This is a genomic window from Paenibacillus sp. RS8 (assembly GCF_041956825.1).
In the GTDB taxonomy this organism is placed as follows: domain Bacteria; phylum Bacillota; class Bacilli; order Paenibacillales; family Paenibacillaceae; genus Paenibacillus_AQ.
This window is the reverse complement of sequence record NZ_CP168131.1, coordinates 4,939,566-4,965,233: the sequence shown is the minus strand read 5'-3', so window position 1 is coordinate 4,965,233 and position 25,668 is coordinate 4,939,566. Positions and strand designations below refer to the sequence as shown.

Annotated in this window: 22 protein-coding genes; 5 read left to right on the top strand and 17 right to left on the bottom strand. The window is 42.3% G+C overall.

What is annotated here, in order from left to right; genetic code table 11:
• Positions 1-232: 232 nt before the first annotated feature.
• A complete protein-coding gene (locus tag ACDZ28_RS23580) occupies positions 233-1,414 on the bottom strand; it encodes an IS256 family transposase (RefSeq protein ID WP_375102427.1) in 1,182 nt (393 codons plus the stop codon).
• A 183-nt stretch (positions 1,415-1,597) separates the two neighbouring features.
• Here ACDZ28_RS23580 and ACDZ28_RS23575 point away from each other — a divergent pair, with 183 nt between their 5' ends.
• Positions 1,598-2,353, top strand: coding sequence for a DeoR/GlpR family DNA-binding transcription regulator (locus tag ACDZ28_RS23575; protein WP_375102895.1), 756 nt, complete (start codon positions 1,598-1,600; stop codon positions 2,351-2,353).
• 50 nt (positions 2,354-2,403) lie between these two features.
• Here the strand turns inward: ACDZ28_RS23575 and ACDZ28_RS23570 are convergent, their stop codons facing one another.
• From ACDZ28_RS23570 to ACDZ28_RS23550, 5 genes are all read right to left on the bottom strand, one after another.
• Entirely contained in the window at positions 2,404-3,210 is an 807-nt protein-coding gene (locus ACDZ28_RS23570) for an alpha/beta fold hydrolase (protein ID WP_375102894.1), read from the bottom strand.
• Between the two features lie 13 nt (positions 3,211-3,223).
• Positions 3,224-4,297, bottom strand: a complete 1,074-nt coding sequence (locus tag ACDZ28_RS23565) for a Gfo/Idh/MocA family protein (RefSeq protein WP_375102893.1) — start codon at positions 4,295-4,297, stop codon at positions 3,224-3,226.
• A gap of 17 nt (positions 4,298-4,314) precedes the next feature.
• Positions 4,315-5,130, bottom strand: coding sequence for a sugar phosphate isomerase/epimerase family protein (locus ACDZ28_RS23560; protein ID WP_375102892.1), 816 nt, complete (start codon positions 5,128-5,130; stop codon positions 4,315-4,317).
• 139 nt (positions 5,131-5,269) lie between these two features.
• Positions 5,270-7,654, bottom strand: a complete 2,385-nt coding sequence (locus tag ACDZ28_RS23555) for a polyprenyl synthetase family protein (protein WP_375102891.1) — start codon at positions 7,652-7,654, stop codon at positions 5,270-5,272.
• A gap of 165 nt (positions 7,655-7,819) precedes the next feature.
• Positions 7,820-8,923 carry a saccharopine dehydrogenase family protein gene (locus ACDZ28_RS23550; protein ID WP_375102890.1) on the bottom strand — a complete coding sequence of 368 codons (1,104 nt, stop codon included), beginning with the start codon at positions 8,921-8,923 and terminating at the stop codon, positions 7,820-7,822.
• Positions 8,924-9,052: 129 nt separating this feature from the next.
• On the opposite strand from ACDZ28_RS23550, the gene ACDZ28_RS23545 reads away from it, so the two are divergent.
• Positions 9,053-10,138 (top strand): helix-turn-helix transcriptional regulator, encoded by a 1,086-nt coding sequence (locus tag ACDZ28_RS23545; RefSeq protein ID WP_375102889.1) that lies wholly within the window; start codon positions 9,053-9,055, stop codon positions 10,136-10,138.
• A gap of 86 nt (positions 10,139-10,224) precedes the next feature.
• Here ACDZ28_RS23545 and ACDZ28_RS23540 read toward each other — a convergent pair whose 3' ends face one another.
• On the bottom strand, positions 10,225-11,760 hold the full coding sequence (locus ACDZ28_RS23540; protein ID WP_375102888.1) for an MDR family MFS transporter: 1,536 nt from the start codon (positions 11,758-11,760) through the stop codon (positions 10,225-10,227).
• Between the two features lie 274 nt (positions 11,761-12,034).
• On the opposite strand from ACDZ28_RS23540, the gene ACDZ28_RS23535 reads away from it, so the two are divergent.
• Positions 12,035-12,469: a MarR family winged helix-turn-helix transcriptional regulator gene (locus ACDZ28_RS23535; protein ID WP_139328499.1), complete on the top strand. Its 435-nt coding sequence runs from the start codon at positions 12,035-12,037 to the stop codon at positions 12,467-12,469.
• 85 nt (positions 12,470-12,554) lie between these two features.
• Here ACDZ28_RS23535 and ACDZ28_RS23530 read toward each other — a convergent pair whose 3' ends face one another.
• The 8 genes from ACDZ28_RS23530 to ACDZ28_RS23495 all read right to left on the bottom strand — a co-directional run bounded on the left by ACDZ28_RS23530 (position 12,555) and on the right by ACDZ28_RS23495 (position 20,261).
• Complete coding sequence (locus tag ACDZ28_RS23530) at positions 12,555-13,091, bottom strand: hypothetical protein (RefSeq protein WP_375102887.1); 537 nt, start codon at positions 13,089-13,091, stop codon at positions 12,555-12,557.
• 153 nt (positions 13,092-13,244) lie between these two features.
• Positions 13,245-13,586 carry a DUF1801 domain-containing protein gene (locus tag ACDZ28_RS23525; RefSeq protein WP_042127593.1) on the bottom strand — a complete coding sequence of 114 codons (342 nt, stop codon included), beginning with the start codon at positions 13,584-13,586 and terminating at the stop codon, positions 13,245-13,247.
• A gap of 94 nt (positions 13,587-13,680) precedes the next feature.
• The gene (locus tag ACDZ28_RS23520) at positions 13,681-14,076 is read right to left on the bottom strand and encodes a hypothetical protein (protein WP_375102886.1); all 396 of its coding nucleotides are present in this window, start codon (positions 14,074-14,076) and stop codon (positions 13,681-13,683) included.
• 171 nt (positions 14,077-14,247) lie between these two features.
• Positions 14,248-18,165: a discoidin domain-containing protein gene (locus ACDZ28_RS23515; protein ID WP_375102885.1), complete on the bottom strand. Its 3,918-nt coding sequence runs from the start codon at positions 18,163-18,165 to the stop codon at positions 14,248-14,250.
• A 270-nt stretch (positions 18,166-18,435) separates the two neighbouring features.
• Positions 18,436-18,783 carry a multidrug efflux SMR transporter gene (locus ACDZ28_RS23510; protein WP_042127587.1) on the bottom strand — a complete coding sequence of 116 codons (348 nt, stop codon included), beginning with the start codon at positions 18,781-18,783 and terminating at the stop codon, positions 18,436-18,438.
• A gap of 17 nt (positions 18,784-18,800) precedes the next feature.
• Positions 18,801-19,127: a multidrug efflux SMR transporter gene (locus tag ACDZ28_RS23505; RefSeq protein ID WP_042127584.1), complete on the bottom strand. Its 327-nt coding sequence runs from the start codon at positions 19,125-19,127 to the stop codon at positions 18,801-18,803.
• Positions 19,128-19,140: 13 nt separating this feature from the next.
• Complete coding sequence (locus ACDZ28_RS23500; protein ID WP_375102884.1) at positions 19,141-19,674, bottom strand: TetR family transcriptional regulator; 534 nt, start codon at positions 19,672-19,674, stop codon at positions 19,141-19,143.
• Between the two features lie 107 nt (positions 19,675-19,781).
• Positions 19,782-20,261 (bottom strand): GNAT family N-acetyltransferase, encoded by a 480-nt coding sequence (locus ACDZ28_RS23495; protein WP_375102883.1) that lies wholly within the window; start codon positions 20,259-20,261, stop codon positions 19,782-19,784.
• A gap of 114 nt (positions 20,262-20,375) precedes the next feature.
• Here ACDZ28_RS23495 and ACDZ28_RS23490 point away from each other — a divergent pair, with 114 nt between their 5' ends.
• Positions 20,376-22,043: a ribonuclease J gene (locus ACDZ28_RS23490; protein WP_375102882.1), complete on the top strand. Its 1,668-nt coding sequence runs from the start codon at positions 20,376-20,378 to the stop codon at positions 22,041-22,043.
• Between the two features lie 59 nt (positions 22,044-22,102).
• Here the strand turns inward: ACDZ28_RS23490 and ACDZ28_RS23485 are convergent, their stop codons facing one another.
• A complete protein-coding gene (locus tag ACDZ28_RS23485; protein ID WP_375102881.1) occupies positions 22,103-23,212 on the bottom strand; it encodes a phosphotransferase in 1,110 nt (369 codons plus the stop codon).
• A gap of 91 nt (positions 23,213-23,303) precedes the next feature.
• Entirely contained in the window at positions 23,304-24,860 is a 1,557-nt protein-coding gene (locus tag ACDZ28_RS23480) for an ABC-F family ATP-binding cassette domain-containing protein (RefSeq protein WP_042188035.1), read from the bottom strand.
• 198 nt (positions 24,861-25,058) lie between these two features.
• Between ACDZ28_RS23480 and ACDZ28_RS23475 the strand changes: the two genes are divergently transcribed.
• Complete coding sequence (locus ACDZ28_RS23475; protein ID WP_375102880.1) at positions 25,059-25,643, top strand: AAA family ATPase; 585 nt, start codon at positions 25,059-25,061, stop codon at positions 25,641-25,643.
• The last annotated feature ends 25 nt before the right edge of the window (positions 25,644-25,668 follow it).

Here is a 25,668-nt window from a genome sequence, read left to right as displayed (position 1 = left end):
CCACCTTCTACCACCCCCTCTGTCTTCGATCAGGAAAATGCATTCATCTCATATACCTATAAGTAAGACGGAGTTGAACGTAAAATCGATTGATTTTTTTCAAATTCAGGCAGCGTCAAGAAGTTTGTGTAAGAGAGTAGAAGGTAACTTCTCGGGTGTTCGTTAGTTAGTGCAGATGTTCCTTGGGGCGGGGGCCCCGCCCCAAGGGAAAAGGGAATTCGAGCTACTTGTTTTACTCTGCCTGCGGTGGATATCGTGCTTCAAACATCTCATTTAGTTTCTTCTTTACTTCTAGATCGCCGAAACCGCGAATGACCCGTTCGCTAAAGCGTTCGTTGTAGTCCATCACGTCGAGGTAAACAATTTTCTCTGCTGCATCCATATTCGTGAGGCTATTCATGGGTTTCAGACGCTTTCGGATTTCCTTGTTCATTCGTTCAATTGGATTGGACGTGTAGATGGCTTCCTTTATGAGCGCAGGATACTTGTAAAAGGTCAGCAGCGTTGGCAACTGTTCTTCCCAAGACCGCATTTCTTTCGGGTAGAGCTTGCCCCATTTGGCCTTCACCGTGTCAAACGCAGCCCGAGCCAGATCGTGGTCTGCAGCCGTGTAGATCGTCTTCAGATCTTCAATGACTTCCGTTTTGTGCTGAATCCGAATTTTCGGGAAGGTCGAACGCACTTTGTGGACGATACAATGCTGCACATCCGCCTTCGGATAAGTTTCACGGAACGCTGCATCGAGTCCCGGAAGCCCATCAAACACGCCCAGCAAGACTTCCTGGACACCACGGTCGTAGAGGTCTTTGAGCACCTCGCGCCAGCCGTTTGCGCTCTCCTGGCCGCCTACGTAAAAGCCAAGGATCTGGCGGTGACCGTCTTCGTCGATCCCCATGGCGAAATAAACGACTTCTCCGCTAACGGTGCTGCGCTTGAGTTTCACATATAGGCCATCCAGGTAGATAACGGAGTAGCGTTTGTTTAACGGGCGCTTCTGCCACTGATGAATGTCGTCAAGTACCGTAGCTGTAATGTTGCTAACGGTCGTGGGTGAATAGTGGCTGCCGAACATACTTTCAATGAACCGGGCCACATCTCGCGTTCCCATACCACTTTTGTACATCTGGATGACAGCCTCCTCTAGCCATCCATCTCGCCGCTGGTAGGGCTCGAACAACTGCGTTTGGAAGGCTCCTTGACGGTCCCTAGGAACGGCCAGATCCTCTACATTTCCGTATTTCGTGTGTAGATCCCGGGTGTAGTATCCGTTGCGGCTGTTGTGGTTCCCGGCTTCTTCACTGGTCATGAATTGCTGGATTTCCGCTTTCATAATGGACTCTAGATTATCTTTTACAAATTGGGTGACAAGATTTTCAAATAGATTATTTAACATGTTTTCGGGTAGAATAGTCATCGAGTAGGGTTCCTTTCTTAGTGGACTTCGACAATCCCGAGAATACCCTACTTTTTTGTTGCCTGACTAGGCTCCAAATCTTGGTACACAACTTACTTTACGCCATCCAAATTCATTTCATATGTTGTAAAATAGTAACGTTAAGTACGTCCTTTAGAGCATTTTGTGAAAAGAGGTGGATCGGTGCTAAAAGCTGACAGACAGGCGTACATCCTAAAAAAAGTTGAGACCGAAGGCCGTGTTGTTGTTCAAGAATTAACACAGGAATTAAATGTAACCGAAGATACCATTCGAAAAGATTTACAAAGCTTATCGAAGCTGGGGCTTCTCAAACGTATCCATGGCGGAGCCCATAGTCTTATCAGTGACATGAAAGATTTCAATTCTCGCGTAGAATTTAATAGTCAGACCAAAGCTGACCTAGCTAAACGCGCTTGCACACTTATTGAGAATGCAAAAGTTATCTTTATTGACGGCGGCACGACAAATTTAAAAGTGGCTGAGAACATCCCTGAGCATTTTGATGGAAGAATTATTACTAATTCTCCTGCTATCGCGTTATCACTATGCCGATTGTCTAAAGCTAGTATAACCTTGTTGGGTGGCGACCTTGATAAAAAGAACCAAGTGTTATTCGGAGCTTCAACGCTTAGAGCAATACAACAAATCCATTTGGATCTAACTATCCTTGGTGTATCCACACTGGATTCAAAGGTCGGCATAACTGTTCCCTCTTATGAAGAATCCATAATTAAGAATCAGCTTTTTGAGCAATCTTCCATGGTTATTGCCATAGCTACCAAAGAGAAGCTGGAGAAAATATCTACTTTTTTTGTAGCCAAGGTTTCTGCGTTAGACTATTTAATCACTGAAAATACTGTAGACAATAAGATTATTAATACGTTTAACAAACTTGGTGTTAACGTGGTTACAGTATAGATACTTTCTAAATTTGTACAAAAAAAGATGAACACCTTTGAAGCTTGTGCTCATCTTTCGTTTAAAAAGTTCTCGATAGCCTTATAGGAATCATGATTATGTTGTTTACTATTAATCGTTTTGGGAGTTATCTCAATGAAATGGGTGTTTGGGATATAATCAGAAAGCAATCGTCCATAGGCGTATGGATGAATGGGGTCATGTTGACTAGCAAGGATCAATGTGGGCATCTTTAAGTTTTTCCAAGCCTCACGATCATCATTAGGACAATCCTGGGGCAGCTTCACAAACTTCATCGAGGTTTCTTTTACATAAGGATATTTAAACTGCCCTAAGAGAGACTCACCCGCATATGATGATACTGAATTTATGGATGTATAGACCTCTGAATTTTCGTATCTATTTTGGGCGGTCAGGGGATCTGTATCCTGCAGTACATCATGAATTTTAGCAAAAGCTTCACGAACCCATTTCTCTTGCGGTTTATCCTCCCATGCTGGACGAGACACAATAAGCTTACTAACGCTAGCCGGATACCTCAATGCCAAATGAAGAGACACCCCAGCACCTGTTGAAATCCCTCCAATATTAAATAATTTAAGATGAAGGTGTTCCGTTAAAGCTATCACATCCTCGGCGAATTGTTTAAAAGAAAAATCATCCGCATGACCAAACGACACCGTCTTTCCATGCCCTCGAAAATCTAGTGAGATCCTTCTTATGTTATCGGATTGCTTCATTACACCGAAGGTTTGATTGACGTCCCCGCCCAGACCATGAAGGAATATAAAAGGCTCTCCATCCCCTTCATCATCTTCATAATAAAAACGAATAAGATCATAGGTAAAGTAAGGCATATTTTCCCCTCCTTTATAAATGACCCGAAACGTCTCTTAGGTAAATTGTATTTCCAGTCTTAACCGATTCTTCTACAGCGAGCATCGCTCTCATGGTAGCCATCCCATCTTCAATCGTTGCACCTACACCTGTTTTGTTGTGCAGTACAGAATCTGCGAAACCCTCAATCTGTAATCTATAAACATGTCCATCGGCTCCAAGCGGTCTGTGGTAGCTGTTGTCACTAGCTTTGAAAATTTCTACATCGCTTGATTTTAATGTCCAAGGGTTGTAAGTCTTCCCTACTACCGTTCCGAATTCACCGTATATCTGGAATCCTTCATGCCAATCCATTCGAACCGCAATGGTCAGATCCAATTGGGCTACAAAGCCGTTTTCGAACTCCGCAGTAATAAACCAGCAATAGGCACCGAACTTTTGCGTATTCCACGCCTTAACACTTACAATATTTCCTCCCAGAAATCTTGCAGTATCGAGCAAATGACTTCCATGACCTAACATATAATAGCGTTCCTTATTCGCTTTTGGATCTCCAGCAGGTCTCTTTATATTTTTTCCGGATATAATTACTGGTTGAACATTCTCGGTGACGGTATATCGATAAGTCGAATCACAATACCAAGCTTTTAGACCTATAATCTCTCCCATTTCCTGATCCACGAACTCTTTGGCTGCTATTATACCAGGGTCATATCTCTTCATATTACCCACCTGCACTTTGAGATCGGTACGATCCACAAGCTCTTTTAGTTCTTCCACTTCTTCGATAGTTACACCTATAGGCTTTTCTACCAATACATGTTTACCCGCACGCACGGCTTGTTTTGCAGCCTCCACGTGAAATTGATCCGCAATGCCTATAACTACAGCATCGACATTCGGGTCTGACAGCATTTGATCATACTCCGTATATACCTTATCAGGTTCATAGATCGCATTCATTCTTTGGAGCAAGTATTCATCCACATCACAGATCGCATAAAGGTTAGCATTTCGTGATCTTCTAATCGAATCAAAGTGTGCCGCCTGAGAGATTTGACCGCAGCCCAGCACCCCGATGTTTAATAATTTACTTTCCTTGACCATATTCTTGCCCTCCTAATCTAGTTCAGGTAATTTATAGCATACGTTACATCAGCTTCATCTAATCCATGCATAATAATAGGACCTTCATAATTTTTATATAATTCATTTAGGTATTGCTTTAAAGGCAAATTCCCTTTACCCACAGGTTGAAAAATAATCTTCTCTTCGGTTACAAAAGCATCCTTACAATGTGCAATGGCAATGTAATCTTTCAACGCGGTTAGTGTTTTTGTGATTTTTCCAATAAGGTCTTTATGATCCTGCGGGGTCACAAGATTTGCTGCATCGTACAGAACCTTAAGGTGAGGGGAATCCATCTCTCTCAGTAGTCTTAAAGCATCCTCTGCCGTACTTACCACATTCGCTTGTTCAGGTTCAAATACTAAAGTCACTTGATTTGCTTCTGCAATTTCCAGCATCCATACCAGACTATGCTGCAATAGTGACCATGCCCTATCTGTATGATTGTCAGGATGAGGACTCCAAAAATCTTCTTGATTCAAACTGCCCGTAGAAATAGAAACATAAGGGACAGCTAATGCAGCAGCAGCCTTAACTACATTCTCAAAACAAAGCTGATTCTCAACTATCTTCTCCTCATTTAGCTCCAGCGTATTGAATGTCCCTGAGATCACAGCAATGTTAACCCCGCTGTTTATCGTTGCTTCTTTGATTTGATCGATGATATTCTGACTTATTTCTATAGGTAAGCTCGCCAACCCCACATTAGCAAAATTGAATTGAACGGCACTCATGCCATGCGCTTTGATTTTGTGTAAAGCGATCTCCATTTCATATTTAAAATATACCTTCGAGAAAATTCCTAGCTTCATAAGAAACACCTCCGTATCTATCTTCAATCATACGCTTAAAATCAATTACAAACAATAAATTTCAATTATCTTTTGAAAGGATAACTATTAGATCCATATAAAAAAAGTGCTGGCAATCCTGCCAACACTTCATGAACAATTATCGATTTCGATTAATCATATAATTCAATAAATGCTTAAGAAAAGCAATATTACGGGGTATTTCTCTTAACGCCTCCATGGCGAGACAGTAGTGCTCCCACATCTCTTTTCGCGCATCGTCTGCACCAAGGATAGCTACAAACGTTGAATTGTTATTCTCCACATCCTGACCAATGGGTTTACCTAGTAAATGATGATCCCCTTCCAAATCGAGTAAATCATCTTTAATCTGAAAGGCAATTCCTGCATGGTAGGCAAATTTTTTCAAAGCCAGAATTTCTGACTCGTTAACCTTAGCGAGAATAGCTGGCATTACTAGCGAAGCTTCAAATGCAATCCCCGTCTTGTAAAAACAAATCATATTTAATTGCTCTAACGTCAATGCCTTACCCTTAGAGTTCAAATCCATCGCCTGACCCATACAGGTATCTTCTGCCTTTTGGGCTGAATATTGCATTAAGGCAAGCACAGCTTTTGCATCAAAGGAATGAAGTGACGCTTGTTCCTCGATTGACTTCTGAATCAGAAACAGTCCGGTTAGTTCCGCCGTGGCGCTATTATACACTTCGTGCAGAGTCACACGGCCTCTCCGGGTTGAAGCATTATCCTGCGAGGGAAGATCATCGAAGATTAGAGAAGCAGTATGCATATACTCCAACGATCTCAGAAGCGGTACAATGTCCGTTTCATCTAGACCATATTCGTTAACACCCATAACCCATGTTAATATAGGCCTTATCCGCTTTCCGTCCCCTTCAAGGCTATAATTAGCTGCATCTATCAGCATCTCTTTCATGACTGGCGTCTCGGCTGGCTTGGCTATCAGCAATTGTTTGTTGATTTGATCGCGGACCTTTTGAATCGTATCTCGAAATTCCGCTTTTTCCCTTTTGCTGTTTTTCAGATTCAAAAGCAACTGATCCCGAAGCAGCTTATCGAAAAAATCCACATCATCCGCTTTCTGCACCATCTGCTGCACAACATGATTAAATTCTGGTTGTCCGGAAGCAAAGATCTCCATGATCTCATTATATTTTTCAATCCCCACACGTGCTTTACAACGCTTGAGTCCATTGATGGCTCGATCTAATATCACCTCACGGGTTTTAGGATCGGAGCGATACACGGTGTGTATTAAATGGGAAATGACCGTCCAGTATAATTCAAAAGGGTTGATCAGATCGGTACGTTGACCACGGTATTGCAAATAATAGGTATAAGGCGTTACAGCGCCCGCTTCCAAATCGTCAAACATATCAGCAAAATCATCAGCTAACTGATTGTATAGTCCATAGAAGAAGGTACGTTGATCAAATCCGTCATCCGTGGGAGCACTAATTACGGATCGGACTATTAAACGGGAAGATGAGGATTTTAAAATGATGGGTATAAAAAGCTCTTCATTACTGTATTCCATGTTAGATAGATCCTTCATTCGATCTAACTCCTGGGAATGAAAAAACACAAAGGATTGCTCGAAAAATGCATCCTGCATGTCTTCCCGCTGATACCTCTTAATATACTCAAAAGCCTCCTTAAGCTCCGAATGTACAAATCGAATGAACGGCATGTTCTCCCCTGACCACTCTCCGATCTCCGGCACAATTCTATCAAGAATCGCAGTACGTATCATCTGAGAGTACTGTTCTTTCTCTTGTTCGGTTAAGACGCTAGAATCAAGGAGATCGTCAATGAATGGATAAGTAAGTCCATATGAATAACCAAGCCTAATCGCTTCACCAATTCTTTTGCTACGATCCACTGGCGTTACTTCATCGTCCATCTCTTCCATCACATGGAGAATCACCCCAATAATGATCTTGATCAATTTACGCTGCGCTTGCTCGGGATTCATTTCCTTCGGAAGATGGTCTGACACCTGTTTAAGTTTGTCTATCACCCAAATCGTGGCGGTTTCAACGCCTTCCTTCTGAGCCCAACGATAAATCCCAGTGAAACTCATAAAATCCGACTGATCTTCCGCCTTTGTCGAGCCTGGATGAATCATCTGATTTCTAATGTCGGCAACCATACGTTTAATTCTAATCTGTGTATTAGGTGAATCCAACGCTTGCCCCAGATCTCTCATATAAAGATAGGAAACACTTCGATCCAAATAATCATCCAATTTTCCGGTTTGATTCAGCCATCCTAGATATCTATGATAATCCTGAGAATCCGGTTTCCTTCTCCCTCTCGATAAAAAGGACAACCATGAACGGCGATGAATGTGATTCTTCTTCCACAACCGAAAATCTTCAGTTAAGGTAGACACGTAAGTTTTTTCTTTGAACTGTTCCCGAAGAGCTGCAAAATACTGAGCCGCTTTCTGCTCAGCGATCGGATATCCTGTATCGTCGCTATCTGTAAATTTTTCATTCATAGGTGATGACCTCAACTTCTCTTTTTGTTAACATGACCCATTAGGAAAGAACAGAATTACTTCCTGAATGAAATGTTCATCAGTTAATACGGTCAAAACGCTTTTGGGTTACGAAAAAGAAGCCTGACGAATCAAGCTTCTTATAATCACTATACACAAATTATTCTATTTTGATTTATCTGCATTATGCTCCTTTACTTGGATCTCCATGCTTAGGGTCGACCCTAATTCTTTTTGAATATATGCTAGACCTGTGATCTCCTCAATATGATATACGCCGCCTGGAAATGGTGAATCATAAAGGAGCTTTGATACTGCTGCTGTCACTTTTGCTGTGACGACGGATTGATTCTTTCCTTGCAATATTAAATCAGCACGCGTGGGCTTCCCCTCTCGATTTCTTCCTCGAGCCTCAACCTTGATAGCGAACTGGTCACTCCCTAAATGCAGCCGCTCCATAGCACGAACAATCCCTCTGTTCACCCAGCCTATCTTCAACAATCGAACGATTCCTGTTTTTTTGGCTATGGCCAATATTTTAGTTACAAAGACTGAATCCAGACAAAACCGTGTGGAAATAGTCGATGCTTTGAGCGTTCGGGCAAGCGTCTGTTGATCTGAAAAGGGGAAACGATAAGCATTGCGACTCCCTAAATCGTCACCAAAGTGATACAGCTTTCTATCGGTGAAGCTGTCCACCTCTACCTGTCGATTCTTTTGCTTGATTTCAAACTTTTCTCCTAAACTATTCACTGTCCATTCGATCGCTGCTTTCCCATGAGAATCACCAAGTCCGAGCATTATCGCTATTTCGATTTCTTCCGTCTGTTCTAGCTGTCTTTCTGCTTCACTAGCCATTAGATTCGTTATACCGGGTGCAAGCCCTACACTAAGAACGGCTTTAGACCCGTGTCGTGCTGCCTCTTCACTATACGCCTCCATTTGAGATAAAAACGGACCGCTCGCTGATACATCCACATAATGCGTACCACTGTGAAAGCAGGCTTTTACAAAATCCATACGGGTTTGATCCAAACACATGATGACTAGCTTCACTTGTTTAAGTAAATGTGAAGGGACAGGCTTACTGATATCCAACTGTAACGGCTTGACTTTGCCGTGTGTAGATTGACTGAACCGCTCTGCTTTTTCAAGACTTCTCCCTGCTGCAAATACTTTACCTGGATACTTCTTCTCTAATATTTCACATATAGTACGCCCTACATGTCCATAACCACCAACAACAACAATATCTTCTTTTTCCTGCATTTTTATCACCGCATCCTATATAATAGAGTTGATTAAGAATCATTCTCAATTATACGGATTTCACTTCCGTTCACTATCCCACAAATGTGGGGGTTCATTATAATCCATTAAGGACTAGAGGGCTACTCAATGAATACCAATAAACAATTCATTCAAATAAAGAAACAAATCAATAAGCTAGGTATGGTTACTGATTCATCTCACAATTACCGTACTTCTTTGCTCTCTCTCTTACGTGAAGCTGTTCCCTTTGATGCTGCCTGCTGTACTCATGTGGATCCACAGACACTGCTTTCTACCGGTGCAGTTACTGAAGACAATGTAGAGCGAATTCATCCCTACTTGTTCCAGATCGAATACGGGGAGGATGATGTTAACAGCTATGAGCAAATGGTCCATAACAAACGCCTCGTTGCTACAATATACGAAGCAACCGAGCAGCAACCAGAGCGGAGTGCGCGATATCGAAAGGTTTTGACTCCAGCAGGTTTTGGGGATGAACTAAGGGCAGTGCTTATTCTAGGAGAATCTTGTTGGGGCTATTTGACGCTGTACAGAAATGCGGATCAATCGGAATTCTTACAAGAGGAATGTGATTGGATCACCTCGCTCATCCCTCTGATTGCAGCCAGAATGCGTGCGTTCAGTCTTGAGCTTCCAGAGAGAGAGGAGACTTGGGATGATGATCTTTATGGTTCCGGTATTGCAGTTCTATCTGATCATTTGGCTCTTCTGTCCTCCAATCCCGCAGCAGATCGCTGGTTAGAAAAGCTTAGATCATTGGAAATGATCGATGCACATGTCTTACCACGGCCAATCCGTGCAGTAAGCACGCAAGCGTTCAACAGCCCCTCCGAATCTGCCGGAATTGCTAAGGTATGCATTCGTATGAATGAGGGGCCTTATTTACTCGTCCGAGCAAGTCGTCTTCGCTCTTCTGACAGCCAGATTCAGGTAGCTATTTCTTTCGAGCCCGCACGTCCAGCGGACATGCTTCCCATCATTGCTGAAGCGTATGGTTTAACAGAGCGTGAACAGCAGATATTACACGGTGTAATTCGAGGATTATCCACTAAAGAGTTGGCTTCTTCTCTACATATTTCTGCTTACACCGTTCAGGATCATTTAAAGTCCATTTTTAGTAAGTCAGGTGTCAGCAGCCGCAGAGAGCTTATTTGGTATTTACATTCACGCTACAATATTATAGAGATATAAGCTGAACGCGATCCCTTACTTAACAATAATAAAAACAGGCTGAATCCCATTTTATAGAGAATTCAGTCTGTTTAAACATTACATCCTTAATGCGAAGCCGTATACTCTCCCAATTCAGAAGCCGGATCAAACTTCTCCTTACTCATCACAAATGCTGCCAATAGAGCTATAACAGACGGAATAATTGCCCAAGCAAAAGTATGAACAAGCGATGAGGACAATCCCTCTGTAATCTTATCAAGAACTTCAGTAGGGATTTTTTCACGAGTATCCGGGGTCAAAATAGTACTTGGATCGCTTAAATTCACCCCTATAGGTGCCGCACCACCGCTACTGAACATGGATGCTAATTTATTCGAAAACACATGACTTTGGATAATACCGAATACTGTTATGCCGAGTGTCATTCCCAGCTCCCTTGTAAAACTAAGTGTCGAACTTGCGGAACCACGCTGCCTTGCTGTAAATCCATGAATGGCTGCGTTACTTAGAACAGAGAATGAAGAACCTATTCCAAGACCTACTAGAAACATAAATATGGTGACCATGAACCGTGAAGAATCTGGTGTTAATGTGGTTAGCAAAGCGATACCTACAACAAGAAGTACTAACGTGGAAATCATGATGGTGCGATAATTGAACTTCGAGAGCAGGAATCCGCCCCCTGCTGCAGTGATAACGGAGCCGAGCATCATAGGAAGTAGAACAAGCCCCGAATTCGTTGCTGAGCCGCCAAGCACCCCTTGAATGTAGATTGGAATGTACACCGAGGCTGTAATAAATGCTGCTCCGCTAAATATAGCCATAATATTACTCGTAGAATAAAGACGATTCTTGAACATGCCGAAGGTAATGATGGGTTCTTCTGCACGACGTTCGATAAAAATAAATCCCACGATAAACAGTACAAAAGCTAAGAACAATCCCACAATCATAGCAGAGTCCCAAGCATATTTTTTTCCACCAAGCTCAATCGCAAACATGAGACACAGGATGGAAGCTACAAGTGTAAACGCACCAAGGTAATCGATCTTTTCCTTGGAATGCTCAACAGACTCTTTATAGAAGAAAGTTATTAAAAAGAATGCGACAACACCTATAGGTAAGTTGATGTAAAAGACCCAAGACCAATGGATATAATCCGCTATATAAGCGCCAATAAGAGGTCCGAAAATACTTGATATCCCATAAGCTGCTCCAAATAATCCGCCGATCTTCCCCCGTTTTTCCGGAGCTACCACATCGAACATGATAGTGAATGCGATCGGAACAAGTGCCCCTCCACCAATACCTTGAATCGCACGATAAATACTCAGCTGAACTATAGAGTTTGCGGTACCACATAAAGCAGATCCGATCATAAATACAATAATTCCGAAAATAAAGAAACGCTTGCGACCATACATATCCGATAATTTTCCGAAAATCGGCATGCCCGCCATCTCAGCTATCATATAAGCAGAAGTCACCCACATCAGTTTGTCAAAACCACCAAGATCCCCTACGATTGTTCCCATTGCAGTTGCTAATATAGTGTTATCCATGGATGCCATAAGTGTGGCCAGCAATAGAGCAGCTATAATAATGCCTATATTATTTTTCTTTTCCAATTTCTTAACCATTCTCTTTTGTTCCCTCCGCTTTTCCTTAATTTCGATTTTAATCTTATCGTTATAGATCGCACACCAGCCTCTCTCTAAACTTCTTGATGCATTACCTTTTGCAAAACTTTAATAATTCCGATAAAATGAATTCAATTAATCGCACGTTCATCGAGTATCTTTATTGTCAGATATCTCGATAATCGAGATATTAATATTTTAAAAGGAGGGCTTTCTTTTGTCAAGAGATCTACACAATCAAGCGAAAAATCAGCAGGAAGACTTCACCTTGCGTATGCGGGGCCTAGGAAGTCGAACGATACTATATCAGCAAAATGTGGCAGCCTCACTTGGGTTATATAATAATGATTTTCTATCCATAGATATTCTCCACGAAAGAGGTCCCATCACCGCTGGTGAACTGTCCAAACTAACCGGACTGGCTACAGGTAGTGTTACGGCATTAGTTGATCGCCTTGAAAATAACGGTTTTGTTCGCAGACAAAATGACCCCTGTGACCGTCGAAAGGTCATTATTGTCCCTTTATATGAAAATAATGAGGTCGGAAATGCTTACCTTCCACTGCATGCTGAGATGCTTAAACTAGCTTCCACCTACTCGGATGAAGAGCTTGAACTTATTACACAATTTTTAGGAAAAGCAAGTACGATCCTGGAAGAGCAGATTCATCGTCTCAGCTCCACGACAAACAATAATCCGTCTACTTAATCCTTAATTAATCATCAAAAAAGGACGATACCCATAGTCTAATCACAATGGGTATCGTCCTTTTTTGTCTAAAATTATTCGACTGTTACTTCGTATCTATGGAAATAGTCAGCTTTCCATTGGATTCAACTAAAGAAATTTTGGCGTTATCCGTCTGCCATACCCTACGAAAGTTCGTACCTTCGCCTTCTTTTTCTATATCTGCTGTGCTACCTTCACTTTTAGTCGTAAGCTCTCCAAGCTGTTGCTTTATCTCTTGCGTTAATTTTTCCTTGGTAGCTTCTTCAAAATGAATCGTCTCTCCAATCACTTTTCCAGTGTGATCATAGGAGACCTGAAGATTTGCTTTGTGATTCACAATCTTCTCGTTATATTCGCGGGATAAAAGAGTAGAATTCGTACCTTCATTACGATTAGGTGCGCCTTTGCCGAGAGCTTGGACAACTTGAGCATCCTCTTTTCCAATCAAAGTGGCAAGTTCCTCAAGGCTAAATCTTTCCTCAGCTCCACTTGGCACAACCGTTGGAGGTGGTAGCTGGGATTTATCTGCTACTGGTCTTGAGCATGCACTTAGTGCAAAGATCGTAAGCAGTAACAAACAAGTTATCTTTAATTTCTTCATGGATTTCATTCCCTTCATTGCTAGCACTTGATTTATTTTTCACAATTTATTGAATGATTATGTATCGACATAGCCAAATTCGCCCATAAAAAAGACGATATATCATGAAGTCAAATGACTTTAAGATACCGCCCTGTATTCTGAATCTAGCAATTAAAGTGAAGCTGAGGCTTGGCTGACCCAAGTCACTAATTGAGCCACATCAACTGTATTCCCTTTACGCAGTTTTAGTGTTTTTCTCTCCGGAGGGCCCTCAAACATCCCTTCCGGTAACTCAAGCTCGCTCGTATTAAAAATAACAAAACTTACCGCATCTTTTGATGTTGAGATGGCTGCGGCGTATTTCCCATTTTTCAAAAAATGTGGCTTCTTGTACTGAATTCGTTCCTGCACATCTGGGATCGCCTGGTGTACAACTTCACGAAGAGTATTGGATAATTCCACCTGCCATGGTTCTTTTAACGTTTCAATAAAATCAATTACTTCCTGATTCATTCTTCATCGCTCCTTTTAGTAATTAACTATTAAAATTCTGTAGCATGCTTGAATATTAACGCCTACACAAAACCAAAATTTATAATAACAAAGATCAAGCCTTCCAATATAAGTGCCCCTCCGGAACGAAATAAGAAGCATTTACTTTGTTTTCGCCTTCATTGGCTACGATGGCACAAATCGTTTCCTCTTCCTCATATTTAACTAGGTCTCCTATTTTCAAGGTCGACAATTTGGGGTCAGTAATAGCCACGTCTATATACTCTTCCGTCCAAGTTTGTCCTTGATCTCGGCTAATGGTACACCGCAGAACATGAGGCTGATTTCGATACTCTTCTAGCGCACATAACGTAGCCTCAACTAATTCCGTGAGATCACTTTCGGTCGTGTAGAGCCCATACCCTAAATTGAAAATCCGTTCCTTAGTGGCAGCCCTTCGTTTCAGCCTCCGAGCTTTCCGTTTATCTATTTTATCAGTTTTCATCTCCATCTCAATTCCTTCACATGATTATGAAAAAATCAGAATATAAACTAAAAAAAGTTGATCACCCCATTTATTTCTTGTTCTCCAAGCCAATATCCTCCTCCGCATCTTTAATTTTTTTTACCACTCACCAAATAAAAAGAAGAGTTCCGAAGAACTCCTCCCTCACACTATCGCTTAATGAATCGTCAGATTAAAACCGCTCTGAATATAATTCAGGTTGGGGTTAGCGATATTCGTAGTCGTCAGGTTGTTAAACGTTGCTGAACCATTGCCTGTGTAGGTATAGATTGCCGAACCCTGATGTGGCCCTGAGAACCTTGAAGTAGTAATACCATCTAGTCCTGTGCCATTAATGTTAATGTTGTTGAATACGATATTCTCAAATCCGCCACCATAACCAAACTGGATTGCATCGCGTTGTGTATTGATGATATCGATGTTGGTAAAGGTCACATTCTTAATGGCATCATTCGATGCCTCCAAGTCGATGGCTCCGCGTTCTCCACCGTATAGGTCTTTACTGGTGCCACTTGTAATAATCGTTGTATCCGAAAAAACAATTCCGGTATTATTTTGGAAATGGTATCCCGGGAACACAGTATTCATTCTAATACCGGAACCGCCTACAGTGTCGATGATGTAGTTGTGATCAGCTTTATGACCACCGCCTCCAAAGAATGCTATGGCTGCTGCACGCCAGTTATTCTCAATAGTGTTGTACGAGAATGTGTTATTTACACCCGCCGGAGCACCATTGGTATTACTAGTCCATACAGCAAGACCATCGTCACCGTTATTACGTACATTTGTGTTTCGAACAATTGAATTGCTAGTTCCTTGGGAGTAGTTGATGCCGTCAGCAAGATTGTTCCGAATCCGGCTGTTCTCAACAACAAGCCCACTGGCATAAATAGCAGGCGTATGCGCATAGTCACCTACCCACATACCACATTCAAAATGTTCTACCCAGACATCATGGATGATTGAATTGGTTCCGAAGTTATCCATAAATCCTTTATAAATTGCATTTTGTCCATAACGGGATCGCAAATTCGAATTCATATAAACATTGCTAAAATCCAGCTTGCCGCTAATACGGAGTGAAATCCCGCCACCCGCTGCATTAGGATTAGTAAATTGGAGGTTGGTATGCCAGATCCCAGCACCCGTAACCGTAAAGTTGTTAATCATATTGCTGGCTGAACCAATTTCCCACATGCTGCTAAGATTAAACGTTCCGGCAGGAATATACATACTCTTACCGCCTGCAACAGCTGCATTCACCGTCGCTTTAAAGGCTGCAAGGTCATCCTGACCGTCATTTGCTACAGCACCATAATCTGTCACTGACACGGAGTTCGCCGGACGAGAGACTGCAGTAGGAACGGGTTCGATTTCGAGGAAATCAACTCCATATTCCAGGCTATCTCCATTGTTCTTCTGAATCCGGATGGTGTCTCCAGGCTGGAGAGGGGTGTCTAATTTCCAGTGTACTTCATCAAATCGGAAGAGCGGACGCCCAGCACTAGGAGTATCACCAGGCATATCACCCGAGAAATACTGCCAGCTGTAATAGGAGGTTAACGATACGGTTTTGACTTTTACTCCATTCACATACACGTCAAGTGAGCCATTAAGTCCCATACCATCCGAAGAGTCAGGCATAGTAAATCTCATCGTCACACCCGCGCCACCTTGCCCCTGTCTTACTGTCCATCCTACGTTCGAACCATTCGAAGGAAGGGCTACATAACGCTGACCTGATGCTTCTGAAGCGATTAGTGCTTGATCAAACGTAGGAGCAGATTTCAATGTTGCACCACCACCGAGAGTAGCATCTTCAGTATCGTACCGACTATAAGGCATGCTTGCACCACGTAAAGCATACACAACTAGATTAGCCGTGCTAACATTGTTTGATTGCTTGGCTGTTACTTCGTTCGCATCCACTTCAACACTAGTGGTGACAGTGTAATTGCCGTTGACTGCTGTCCATGTCCCTGGAATTGTGACGTTAATGGAAGCTCCTGCAGCTATGGTTCCGTTATAGGATCCAGTAAATGTCTGAATAGTGGAGCCCACTGAGTTCTTTAATGCTACTGTAATACCATGAGAACCGCTTGCAGAAGCAATGGTCCCTTGATTCTTGAGATTCACGGTAAAAGCTACAGAACTATTGGCAACTGGATTACTTGGTGTCCATGAAGCCGCGCCCACTAAGTCAGAGCTGGAGACCGGAGCGATAACAAGCGGTGCCCCGTTCGTATAGCTGTTGTTCCCTTCATTTTGCTCAAAAATCACATTGCTTTCATCTACCTTAGCGCTTAGAGTATAGGCCGCTGCGATTTTGGCTCCAGCATTTAATGTCATTGAGGCTGTTGTGGAAGCCCCGGCAGTTAGTAAACCTACTGGTGCAGATCCAACTAGTTCATTGTTTAAGTAGAAGTTAACAGTTGTTGCTGGGGAGCTAGAATTTCCATTGTTCTTAACAACTGCATTTAATGTAATTGCACTTGTCTCGACCGGAGTAGTAGGAGACCAGGACATACCCGTTATCATTAGATCAGGATTTGCTCCGGGAGTACCAAATACTTGAAACTCTGCGATTTGCCCAGCCGGCGCACCGGAGTTCGAAGTAATATTCAACTGAAGACGTTTAACCGTTGCCGAGACCGGGATGGTTACTGTGTTGCCCGAAGCTGGATTAAATGTATACGATTGAGCCGCCACCAAATTACTGAAGCTAGTTGTGTCTTGGTTGTGACCAAGCACCTGAATCGTTTGAGTACGAGTACTCCAAGCAGTGGCTGGATTCAGCTTCAATACGATTGAAGTAATGTTATGGTTCGCACCTAAGTCGAGCGTCAAAGTACTTGGATTGCTGCCGCCTTCCCAGTATGTGCTTGTGTCGTTATCGTTCGCATTTGTGGCTACGAACGTTTGTGTGCTGGAAGATGCGGTAATCGACTTGCCGACAGCAATATTACTCCCAGGAGCAGGTGTTGGTGTTGGTGTCGGCGTTGCTGTTGGTGTGACCGTCGGTGTTGGTGTGGTTGTTGGCGTTGGTGTTGGCGTTGGTGTTGGTGTTGGTGTGGCTGACGGTGTTGGTGTTGGTGTGGCTGTCGGTGTCGGAGCAGGTGTTGCAGGTGGTGTTGTTGTCGTCGACGCTACAGTGATTTGGTCAAGGTTAACATTGCCAGAATCACCAGCATCATATTTATATGCGATGGTGTTGTTACCCGCATTTAGATTAAGAACTTCTACTTTAGTGCTCCATGAATCCCAATTTGGTAAGTTAGATAATGAGGTCTGGCCAATTTTAGCACCATTGACATAGACACTTATTGTCTTTGCACTGCCACTTGCATTAGCGTATTTCAATGTCACTTCACGACTACCTGCTGCTGGCACGTTAATCGTGAATGTCGTTGTTGCACCTTGTGTCAAATATCCATCCACGAAGCCCGCGCCGGAGTAACCGGCATGATCCGTGTTCACTTTAGCTCCTCCAGACAGTGAAGCGGATTCAGCTTCATAAGTGCCGGAAGGCGATGGAGTTGGAGTAGGAATAGGACCACTAGCGCCGTAAATCTCGAATTCAGAGAGCTGAGCTGCCGGCCAACCTGTGTTGCTCGTTACATTCAGACGAACATAACGCGTACTGGTTGAGGCAAAGTCGATGGTAACACTGTTACCTGCCACTGATGGATTGAATTCATAATTCGCAGACCCTACAATGTTTGTGAATGTCGAACCGTTTGTGCTACCTTGAACAGCCAATGTTTGCGTCCGCGTCTCCCAACCAGAAGGGAGCTTTAGAACGATTTGATCAATATTCGTATTTGCACCTAAATCGACTTGAATCCATTGCGGGAATGCATTATTCGTACTTTCCCAATACGTATTTTGATTACTGTCTTTAACATTGTTCGGACTATAAGTTTGAGATTGACCGCTTGCCGTTACATTTTTACCGAGTGTCAGGTTTGGTCCTCCGGAGGCTGAAACAAAATTAAACGGGCCCGCAGCCAAGAATAAGCTTGAAATCAACATGGATACTACCAACGACCATACAACATACTTGTTACGCATTTTAATTTTTAATCCTCCTCAATTGTGTTAGATTCTCTAAATAATGAACCTATCAAAGTGCTCGAATGATAGCGTTTACAAATATAGTCACCTTAGAGCACATTTAAAAGAACCACACCCTCCCTCCACTTTCAGACACACTCATTATAGATAAATAGCAGCTCAAACTATAAGATGTAATTCTACGGAAAAGGTAAGTGATACCATTATTACGAAACTATGCGATTTACGGAATCTATGACATCTATTCAAACAAAAAAAGAGCCCGATTTAACGAGCTCTCTCTTGATCTGCAGAAGGTGCGTTTAATAATACTACCCCGCCTACTATTAATACTATTCCGGCAAACGTAAGAATACCAAATGGATCTCCCCATACAACCATACCCACAAGTGCGGTTAGAACTGTACCTACACCCGACCAGATCGCATATGCTAAGCTTAACGGTAATTCTCTAAGGCTTATAGATAAACTATAAAAAGCGATTATAAAACCAATAATAACCCCTATTGATGGGAGTAATTGCGTGAATCCTTCCGACATTTTCAGCATAGTAGTGCCTACGACTTCGCTAGCAATCGCTATACCTAGAGCTATATATCCAACATTTCTTTTCATGCTACAGCCTCCAAATTCTAATGAGCCCCACCAGAGAGCTTCATAATAATTACCCCACCAATAATGAGCAGCAGACCTAATAACTTCTTACGGTTAAAGCTCTCTTTATAAATGAGTACGCCTATTAAGGCTGTCAATGCTGTACCCACCCCTGACCAAATCGCATAAGCCGTCCCTAATGGAATTGTTTTAAGTGCTAAAGAAAGACTATAAAAGGCAAAACCCATCCCAAGGATCACTCCAATGGAAGGTAATAGCTTTTTAAACCCGTTAGATACTTTTAGCATTGAACTGCCAAATACCTCAAAGATAATCGCTGTTGCCAATAATACATATGAATTCAAATTTAGCGCCTCCTTACTTCGTCATATTTATTAAATCTTGAATGACTTTAGTCCGTAATTCATCTTCTAACACACCTAATCCGAACATCTCAGAATACCATAACCCGTCTGCAGCCAACCTAACGATAGTAGAACGGACAGGATCAATGCCGTCGTTCTCTATATTTTTTTGCCACATTGCATATTGATTTTGAAATTTACTAAGAATATCCGGATTGGTAAAAAGAGCAGCCGAAAGTGCGGTACCGATCTCTTTGCCTTCTTTAAGATCTTCATCAATAGCTTCAGCAAAAGCCCGACTCCACTTTCCTTTCTCAACGGTTGCGCTCAATGCCCTTTCTTGAACATTAGTAAAAAATTCGTTCGTTAACTCTTCCACCATCCCCATGATCAAAGCCTCTTTATTTGGAAAATGGTGCAGTAGTCCGCCTTTACTGACACCAGCCTCTTTAGCAACAGCTTCAAGCGTCAGCTTCTCCACGCCATTATTTTTAACAACCGCGGAAGCTGCCAGTAAAATTGCTTTCCGTTTAGAATTACTGTTCACGTTAATCACCTCTGCTATTTACTATACCGTCTGGACGGTTTTGTTGTCAAATAAAAATATCTAATTACATATAAAAAGCCCGGTAATCCAGGCTCACATTTTTCAATCTATCGAGTTAAGTCTTTTATATACCAAGCATCACAAGCAAAATGCTCCGAACCTGCAAGTGGCGCGTTTAAACGTTCAAATCCGCTTTTTGTATAAAAACGGTTAGCTCCCTGCATATTCTGCAACGTCTCTAGATAACATTTGTTGTAATGAAGTTTGGCAAAATCCAGCGCGATATTCAATAGTTCGGTGGCTACTCCAGTACCTCTAGTAGTATAAGTTAAATACATTTTTTGTAATTCACATATGTCCTCTTCTTTCCCGAAAGGTGCAATTCCGCAACCTCCTAACACAGTTCCTTCCTCTTCAACAATCCAGTATGCTCGATTCTTATCATTAGTATAGTACTGATATAAATGATGCAAGCTGTCATCTTCCCACGCTAAACCTCCTCTATTCCCTCCGAACTCCATTAGGCACTCCCTAATAATTTGTTCGATAGCATAATTATCCTTCATTTGTATTCGTCTGATGTTCATGATTAATCGGTCCCCTAACCTTCGAGTATCAATCTATTGTACCACTTAAATTAAAGGATAATTATAAGTGGTTTCATACATAATATAGGTGAATTTATTAAGGGAGGGACTTTAATGAAAGCGGCAGCAAAGCAGCTCTGGATTGCAGCATTAGGCGGTGTGAATGAAATTGGTAAGAATATGTATTTGCTGCAATATGCTGATGATATTGTTGTCATTGATTGCGGCTCTAAATTTCCGGACGAGAGTCTACTGGGAATTGACCTCATAATTCCTGATGTTACGTATTTATTAAGCAATCTTGATAAGGTTCGAGCATTAGTAGTTACACATGGACATGAGGATCATATTGGAGGAATTCCGTATCTGCTCAAACAATTAAATCTTCCGATTTATGCATCCCGGTTAACCTTAGGCCTAATTGAAAATAAACTGAGGGAACATGGATTATTACGTCAAACCAAGCTTCATGTCATTGATTCTGACTCCACTTTAAAGCTAGGTGCGTTTACTATAACGTTCTTTAATACCAATCATAGTATTCCGGATTGCCTTGGTGTTGTGTTCGATACCCCAGAAGGGACCGTTGTTCATACAGGGGATTTCAAATTTGACATGACCCCTGTGAATAAGCAGTATCCCGATATACATAAAATGGCCGACATCGGGAAGAACGGTGTAAGATTTCTTCTATCTGAGAGTACCAATGCAGAACGCCCGGGTTTCACTCCCTCCGAGAAGCTCGTAGGCGCTCATATAGAAGAAGCATTCATGAAAGCAGATCGCAGAATTTTTGTCTCTACCTTTGCTTCAAATGTACACCGTCTACAACAGATCATTGAGGCTGCTCATCTAACAGACCGTAGATTAACCTTACTTGGCAGAAGTATGGTGAATGTGGTCCGGGTTGCCCAAGAACTCGGATACCTGAGCATTCCCGATAACATGCTAATTGAGCCTACAGAAGCTGCCAAACTCCCCCCGGAGCAAGTAACTGTATTATGTACAGGCAGTCAAGGTGAGCCCATGGCTGCGTTATCGCGACTGGCTAATGCAAGTCATAGGCAGATGGAAATCCAGGCTGGAGATACCGTTCTGATTGCAGCTAATCCCATTCCCGGGAATGAACGCAATGTATCTAGAATTGTCGATAATTTATATGTGCTTGGTGCTAAAGTCATCTATGGATCACGCAGCGAGCTTCACGTGTCTGGGCATGCCAGCCAAGAAGAGCTTAAATTAATGTTAACCTTAATGAAACCTGAATATTTCATACCGATTCATGGTGAATACCGTATGCTTCATCATCACAGCTTGTTGGCGGAGGCAGTTGGTGTTAACCCCGATAATATCTTTATTCTAAAGAATGGGGACATCGTTGAGTCTTCGTCAGGTGTTGTCCGTCAATCGGGCAAAGTGACTGCTGGACAGATCCTAGTGGATGGCCTTGGCATTGGGGATATCGGGAATGTCGTGCTTCGTGATCGTCGCCAGCTATCGGCAGACGGGATTTTGATTACAGTAATTACTCTAAGTCAAACAGATGGACGTCTATTAAACGAACCGGATACTATCTCCAGAGGGTTCATCTATGTCCGAAACTCAGAATCTTTAATGGAGGAAATTAACCAGCTTGTAACTTCTACCCTTCAAAAGATGAGTGAGCCTGATCTAGGGCAATGGAATATCATCAAACAGACTATTAAGGAGACCCTGAGTAGATTCCTGTACGAAAAAACGAAACGACGTCCGATGATTCTCCCCATCATTATTGAGGTGTAGCAAAAAGGAGCTCATGTAGAATGGGCTCTTTTTTTATATCTGGTGAGAAATAAAGTTAACTATGTTATACATAATTTTAATGCGTCAGCTTCTAGCGCCATTTTTTGATGAATAATAATAATTTGCTCCAAACGAATAACCCGCTCCTGAAGACTAGTGTTTAACGGGTCAGATTGTAGCTGAGCATTCAGAGAAATGTATTGAGGTACTTCCCAGATACTACGTAAAGCAGTGCTTAAACAGTAGCCATATCGAGCAAGGCGCTCATCCCCATACCAGCCTGAATCCTTTAATCCTTTGATGTAGGCATGGAACAAGGACTCTTTGTAATCCTTGTAACGGTGAACAGGAATGACTCCTAAGCTCATGTTTACGCCAAACATTTTGCCAAGGTCTTCACCAATGCCGGATATGCTCATGAATTGCCAGTCAATCAGAACTAAACGTTTCTCTTCCATTTCACCCTGATTCAGCAGCATATTCATCTGACTGAGGTCCTGATGGGCAAGTACTCGTGGCAAGCTATTGAGAGCATTCAAGTTACTTTCTATCTGATTAGTAAAGCTGTGGAACCATGTCCAAATGTTTAGCGCATTTTCTCCATGTAAATGATTTATGTAAGTATCCAGATTAGGCGCATACATTCTACTAGATGTAGTCCACGATTTAAGCCAGCCCCTGCATATCCAATCCTCATCAGGTATTTTCTTTCCGGTAAGATAAGCTCCATTGAATTGACCTAACCGCTCAGCGATAAAATCAAACTGCTGCTTTGTATGTGCATATTCCCCGTCTATTCGCTCCAACCATAACCATATGGTCCCTTCTGCTTGCTCTTCAACAAGATAACACTTTGGGGCTTGGATAGAGCCGGGAAGCTCATCCAGAATCTTAGATTCAAAGACTAGCGCTTCGCGGCGCCAGTAATTGTGATGGGCTGGATCCTCTTTTTCTACACTATCCGACTTGATGATTTTTAATATGATTGACCATGGAACCTGCTCTTGATTAACTATTGCCAGACCGTGAATAGAAAAGATACCTGATGTAGTAAAGTTAGGCATTTTATAATTTAAATCTTCGCAAGAGAAACTGATTAATTCTACTCTTTGTTCTCCAAAAAATCGTTGAACACAAATGTTAAGCTGATCCATTTTATTCTCTAACACATAGATCCTCCTCACGATCCGTAAAAAAAAGCCTACAAAGCGTAACTGATTCGTTAACACCTCATAGGCTTGTTCAATAAAACATTGCTTATTAGAATACTTTTGTTGTCCAATCTTCGCAATTCCAGATATCGGTCACGATGTCTTGATAAAAATCCGGTTCGTGAGAGATCATGAGAATGCTTCCTTTGTATGCTTTCAGCGCGCGTTTCAGCTCATCTTTAGCATCGATATCCAAGTGGTTTGTCGGCTCATCCAGTACGAGAATGTTAGTCTCACTGTTGATGAGCTTACATAGACGCACTTTTGCTTTTTCTCCACCACTTAGAACTGCAATCTTACTTTCGATATGTTTCGTAGTAAGTCCGCATTTGGCAAGGGCGGCACGTACTTCGAATTGTGATAGGGATGGGAATGTATCCCAGATCTCCTCGATACAAGTCTTGTAATTGCCTTCTTTCATTTCTTGCTCAAAGTATCCAATCTCTTGATGGTATCCACGTTCTACCGAACCGGACAATGCTTGGATTTCGCCTAAGATGCTGCGAAGCAAGGTGGTTTTACCGATCCCGTTCGCACCGACCAACGCAATTTTTTGTCCACGCTCCATCAACAAATTCAGAGGTCTAGACAACGGTGTGTCATATCCGATAACCAATTCTTTAGCTTCGAAAATCATCTTGCCCGCAGTTTTTCCTTCTTTAAAGTTAAACTGTGGTTTTGGCTTCTCTTTTGCAATCTCGATAATTTCCATCTTGTCGAGCTTCTTCTGTCTGGACATCGCCATGTTACGAGTAGCAACGCTGGCTTTGTTACGCGCGACGAAGTCTTTCAGCTCTGCAATTTCTTGTTTCTGACGGTTATAAGCAGATTCAAGCTGTTGCTTTCTCATTTCGTAGACCTGTTGGAATTGCTCATAATCACCCACATAACGGGTTAGCTTTTGATTTTCCATATGGTAGATCAGGTTGATAACGCTGTTCAAGAAAGGCATATCATGTGAGATCAGAATAAATGCATTATCATATTCTTGCAGATAACGTCTCAGCCATTCAATATGCTGCTCATCCAGATAGTTCGTAGGCTCATCTAGGAGCAAAATATCTGGTTTTTCAAGCAACAGCTTCGCAAGTAAGATTTTGGTACGTTGACCACCACTAAGATCAGCTACGTCACGATCCAATCCAATATCTGTGATTCCTAGACCGCGCGCGGTTTCTTGAATCTTCGCATCGATCATGTAGAAATCTTGGTTTGTAAGTGTATCTTGAATCGTACCCACTTCTTCAAGCAGCTTTTCCAGCTCTTCAGGCGACACGTCACCCATTCTGCCGTACATATCATTCATCTCTTGCTCAAGATCAAAGAGGTATTGAAAAGCGCCTCTGAGTACATCTTGAATGGTCATTCCTTTGGTCAACACTGCATGCTGATCGAGGTAGCCAACACGCACTCGTTTGGACCATTCAACTTTACCTTCATCTGGCTGTAGCTTGCCTGTAACAATATTCATAAAAGTGGATTTACCTTCGCCGTTAGCGCCGAATAATCCGATATGCTCGCCTTTTAGAAGACGGAATGAAACATCCTTAAAGATCGCACGATCTCCAAAGCCATGACTTAATCCTTCTACATTTAATATGCTCATTTATGGACACCTTTTTCTTATTTTTCTCGCTATATTATAAGCAGGATTACACAAAAACTCAATGGAGAATCAAAATAATGTTCTCAGATCCGATCTGTCAGATGACGATTTTGCGCTGGCGATTGCTCACCATCTTCTATATGATAGTATTCAGAGCTAGACTATAACGTTGAATTGATGTTCTAAGGAGAGTCAGTAATGAACAAACTTGTATTTTTTCTAGGGCCAGCTGGGGCAGGCAAAACGACATTAGCAAAAGCGATCGCTTCAGCGCGTAAAGTCCCCTTTTTTGATATGGATATTCTTTTACGGCCAGCGGCTGACGCGATCATGACCTTTCACGGATTGGACCCGGCAGACAGAGACTCTGCCGATTACAAAAGATTATGCCGTGATTTGGGCTACCGGATTACGATGGACGCAGCGCTAGACAATATAGGCCTGAATGTAGATGCATTTGTGGTTGGACCATTTACTAAAGAAGCTGCCAACCCTGACTGGATCAGCAGTGAATTATATCGAATCGGACGTTCGCTGCAAGATGTTGAGGTTAAAGTTGTCTTGGTCGAACTAGCCAATGAGGAATTGTATCGGACACGAATTCACGATCGACATTCACCATTAGATGAATGGAAGTTCCAGCATTGGGATGAATTTCGCAAATCATTTGGAAACCGTAGTGTGAAGTGGCCGCTTCCAAGTTCTAATGTGAAGGTGATCGACAATTCTAATCCAGACATAACGAAGACTGTGGCTGTGGTGGAGCATTTTATCTACGACTAGGAATTGATTAGCTTTTCAATGATCA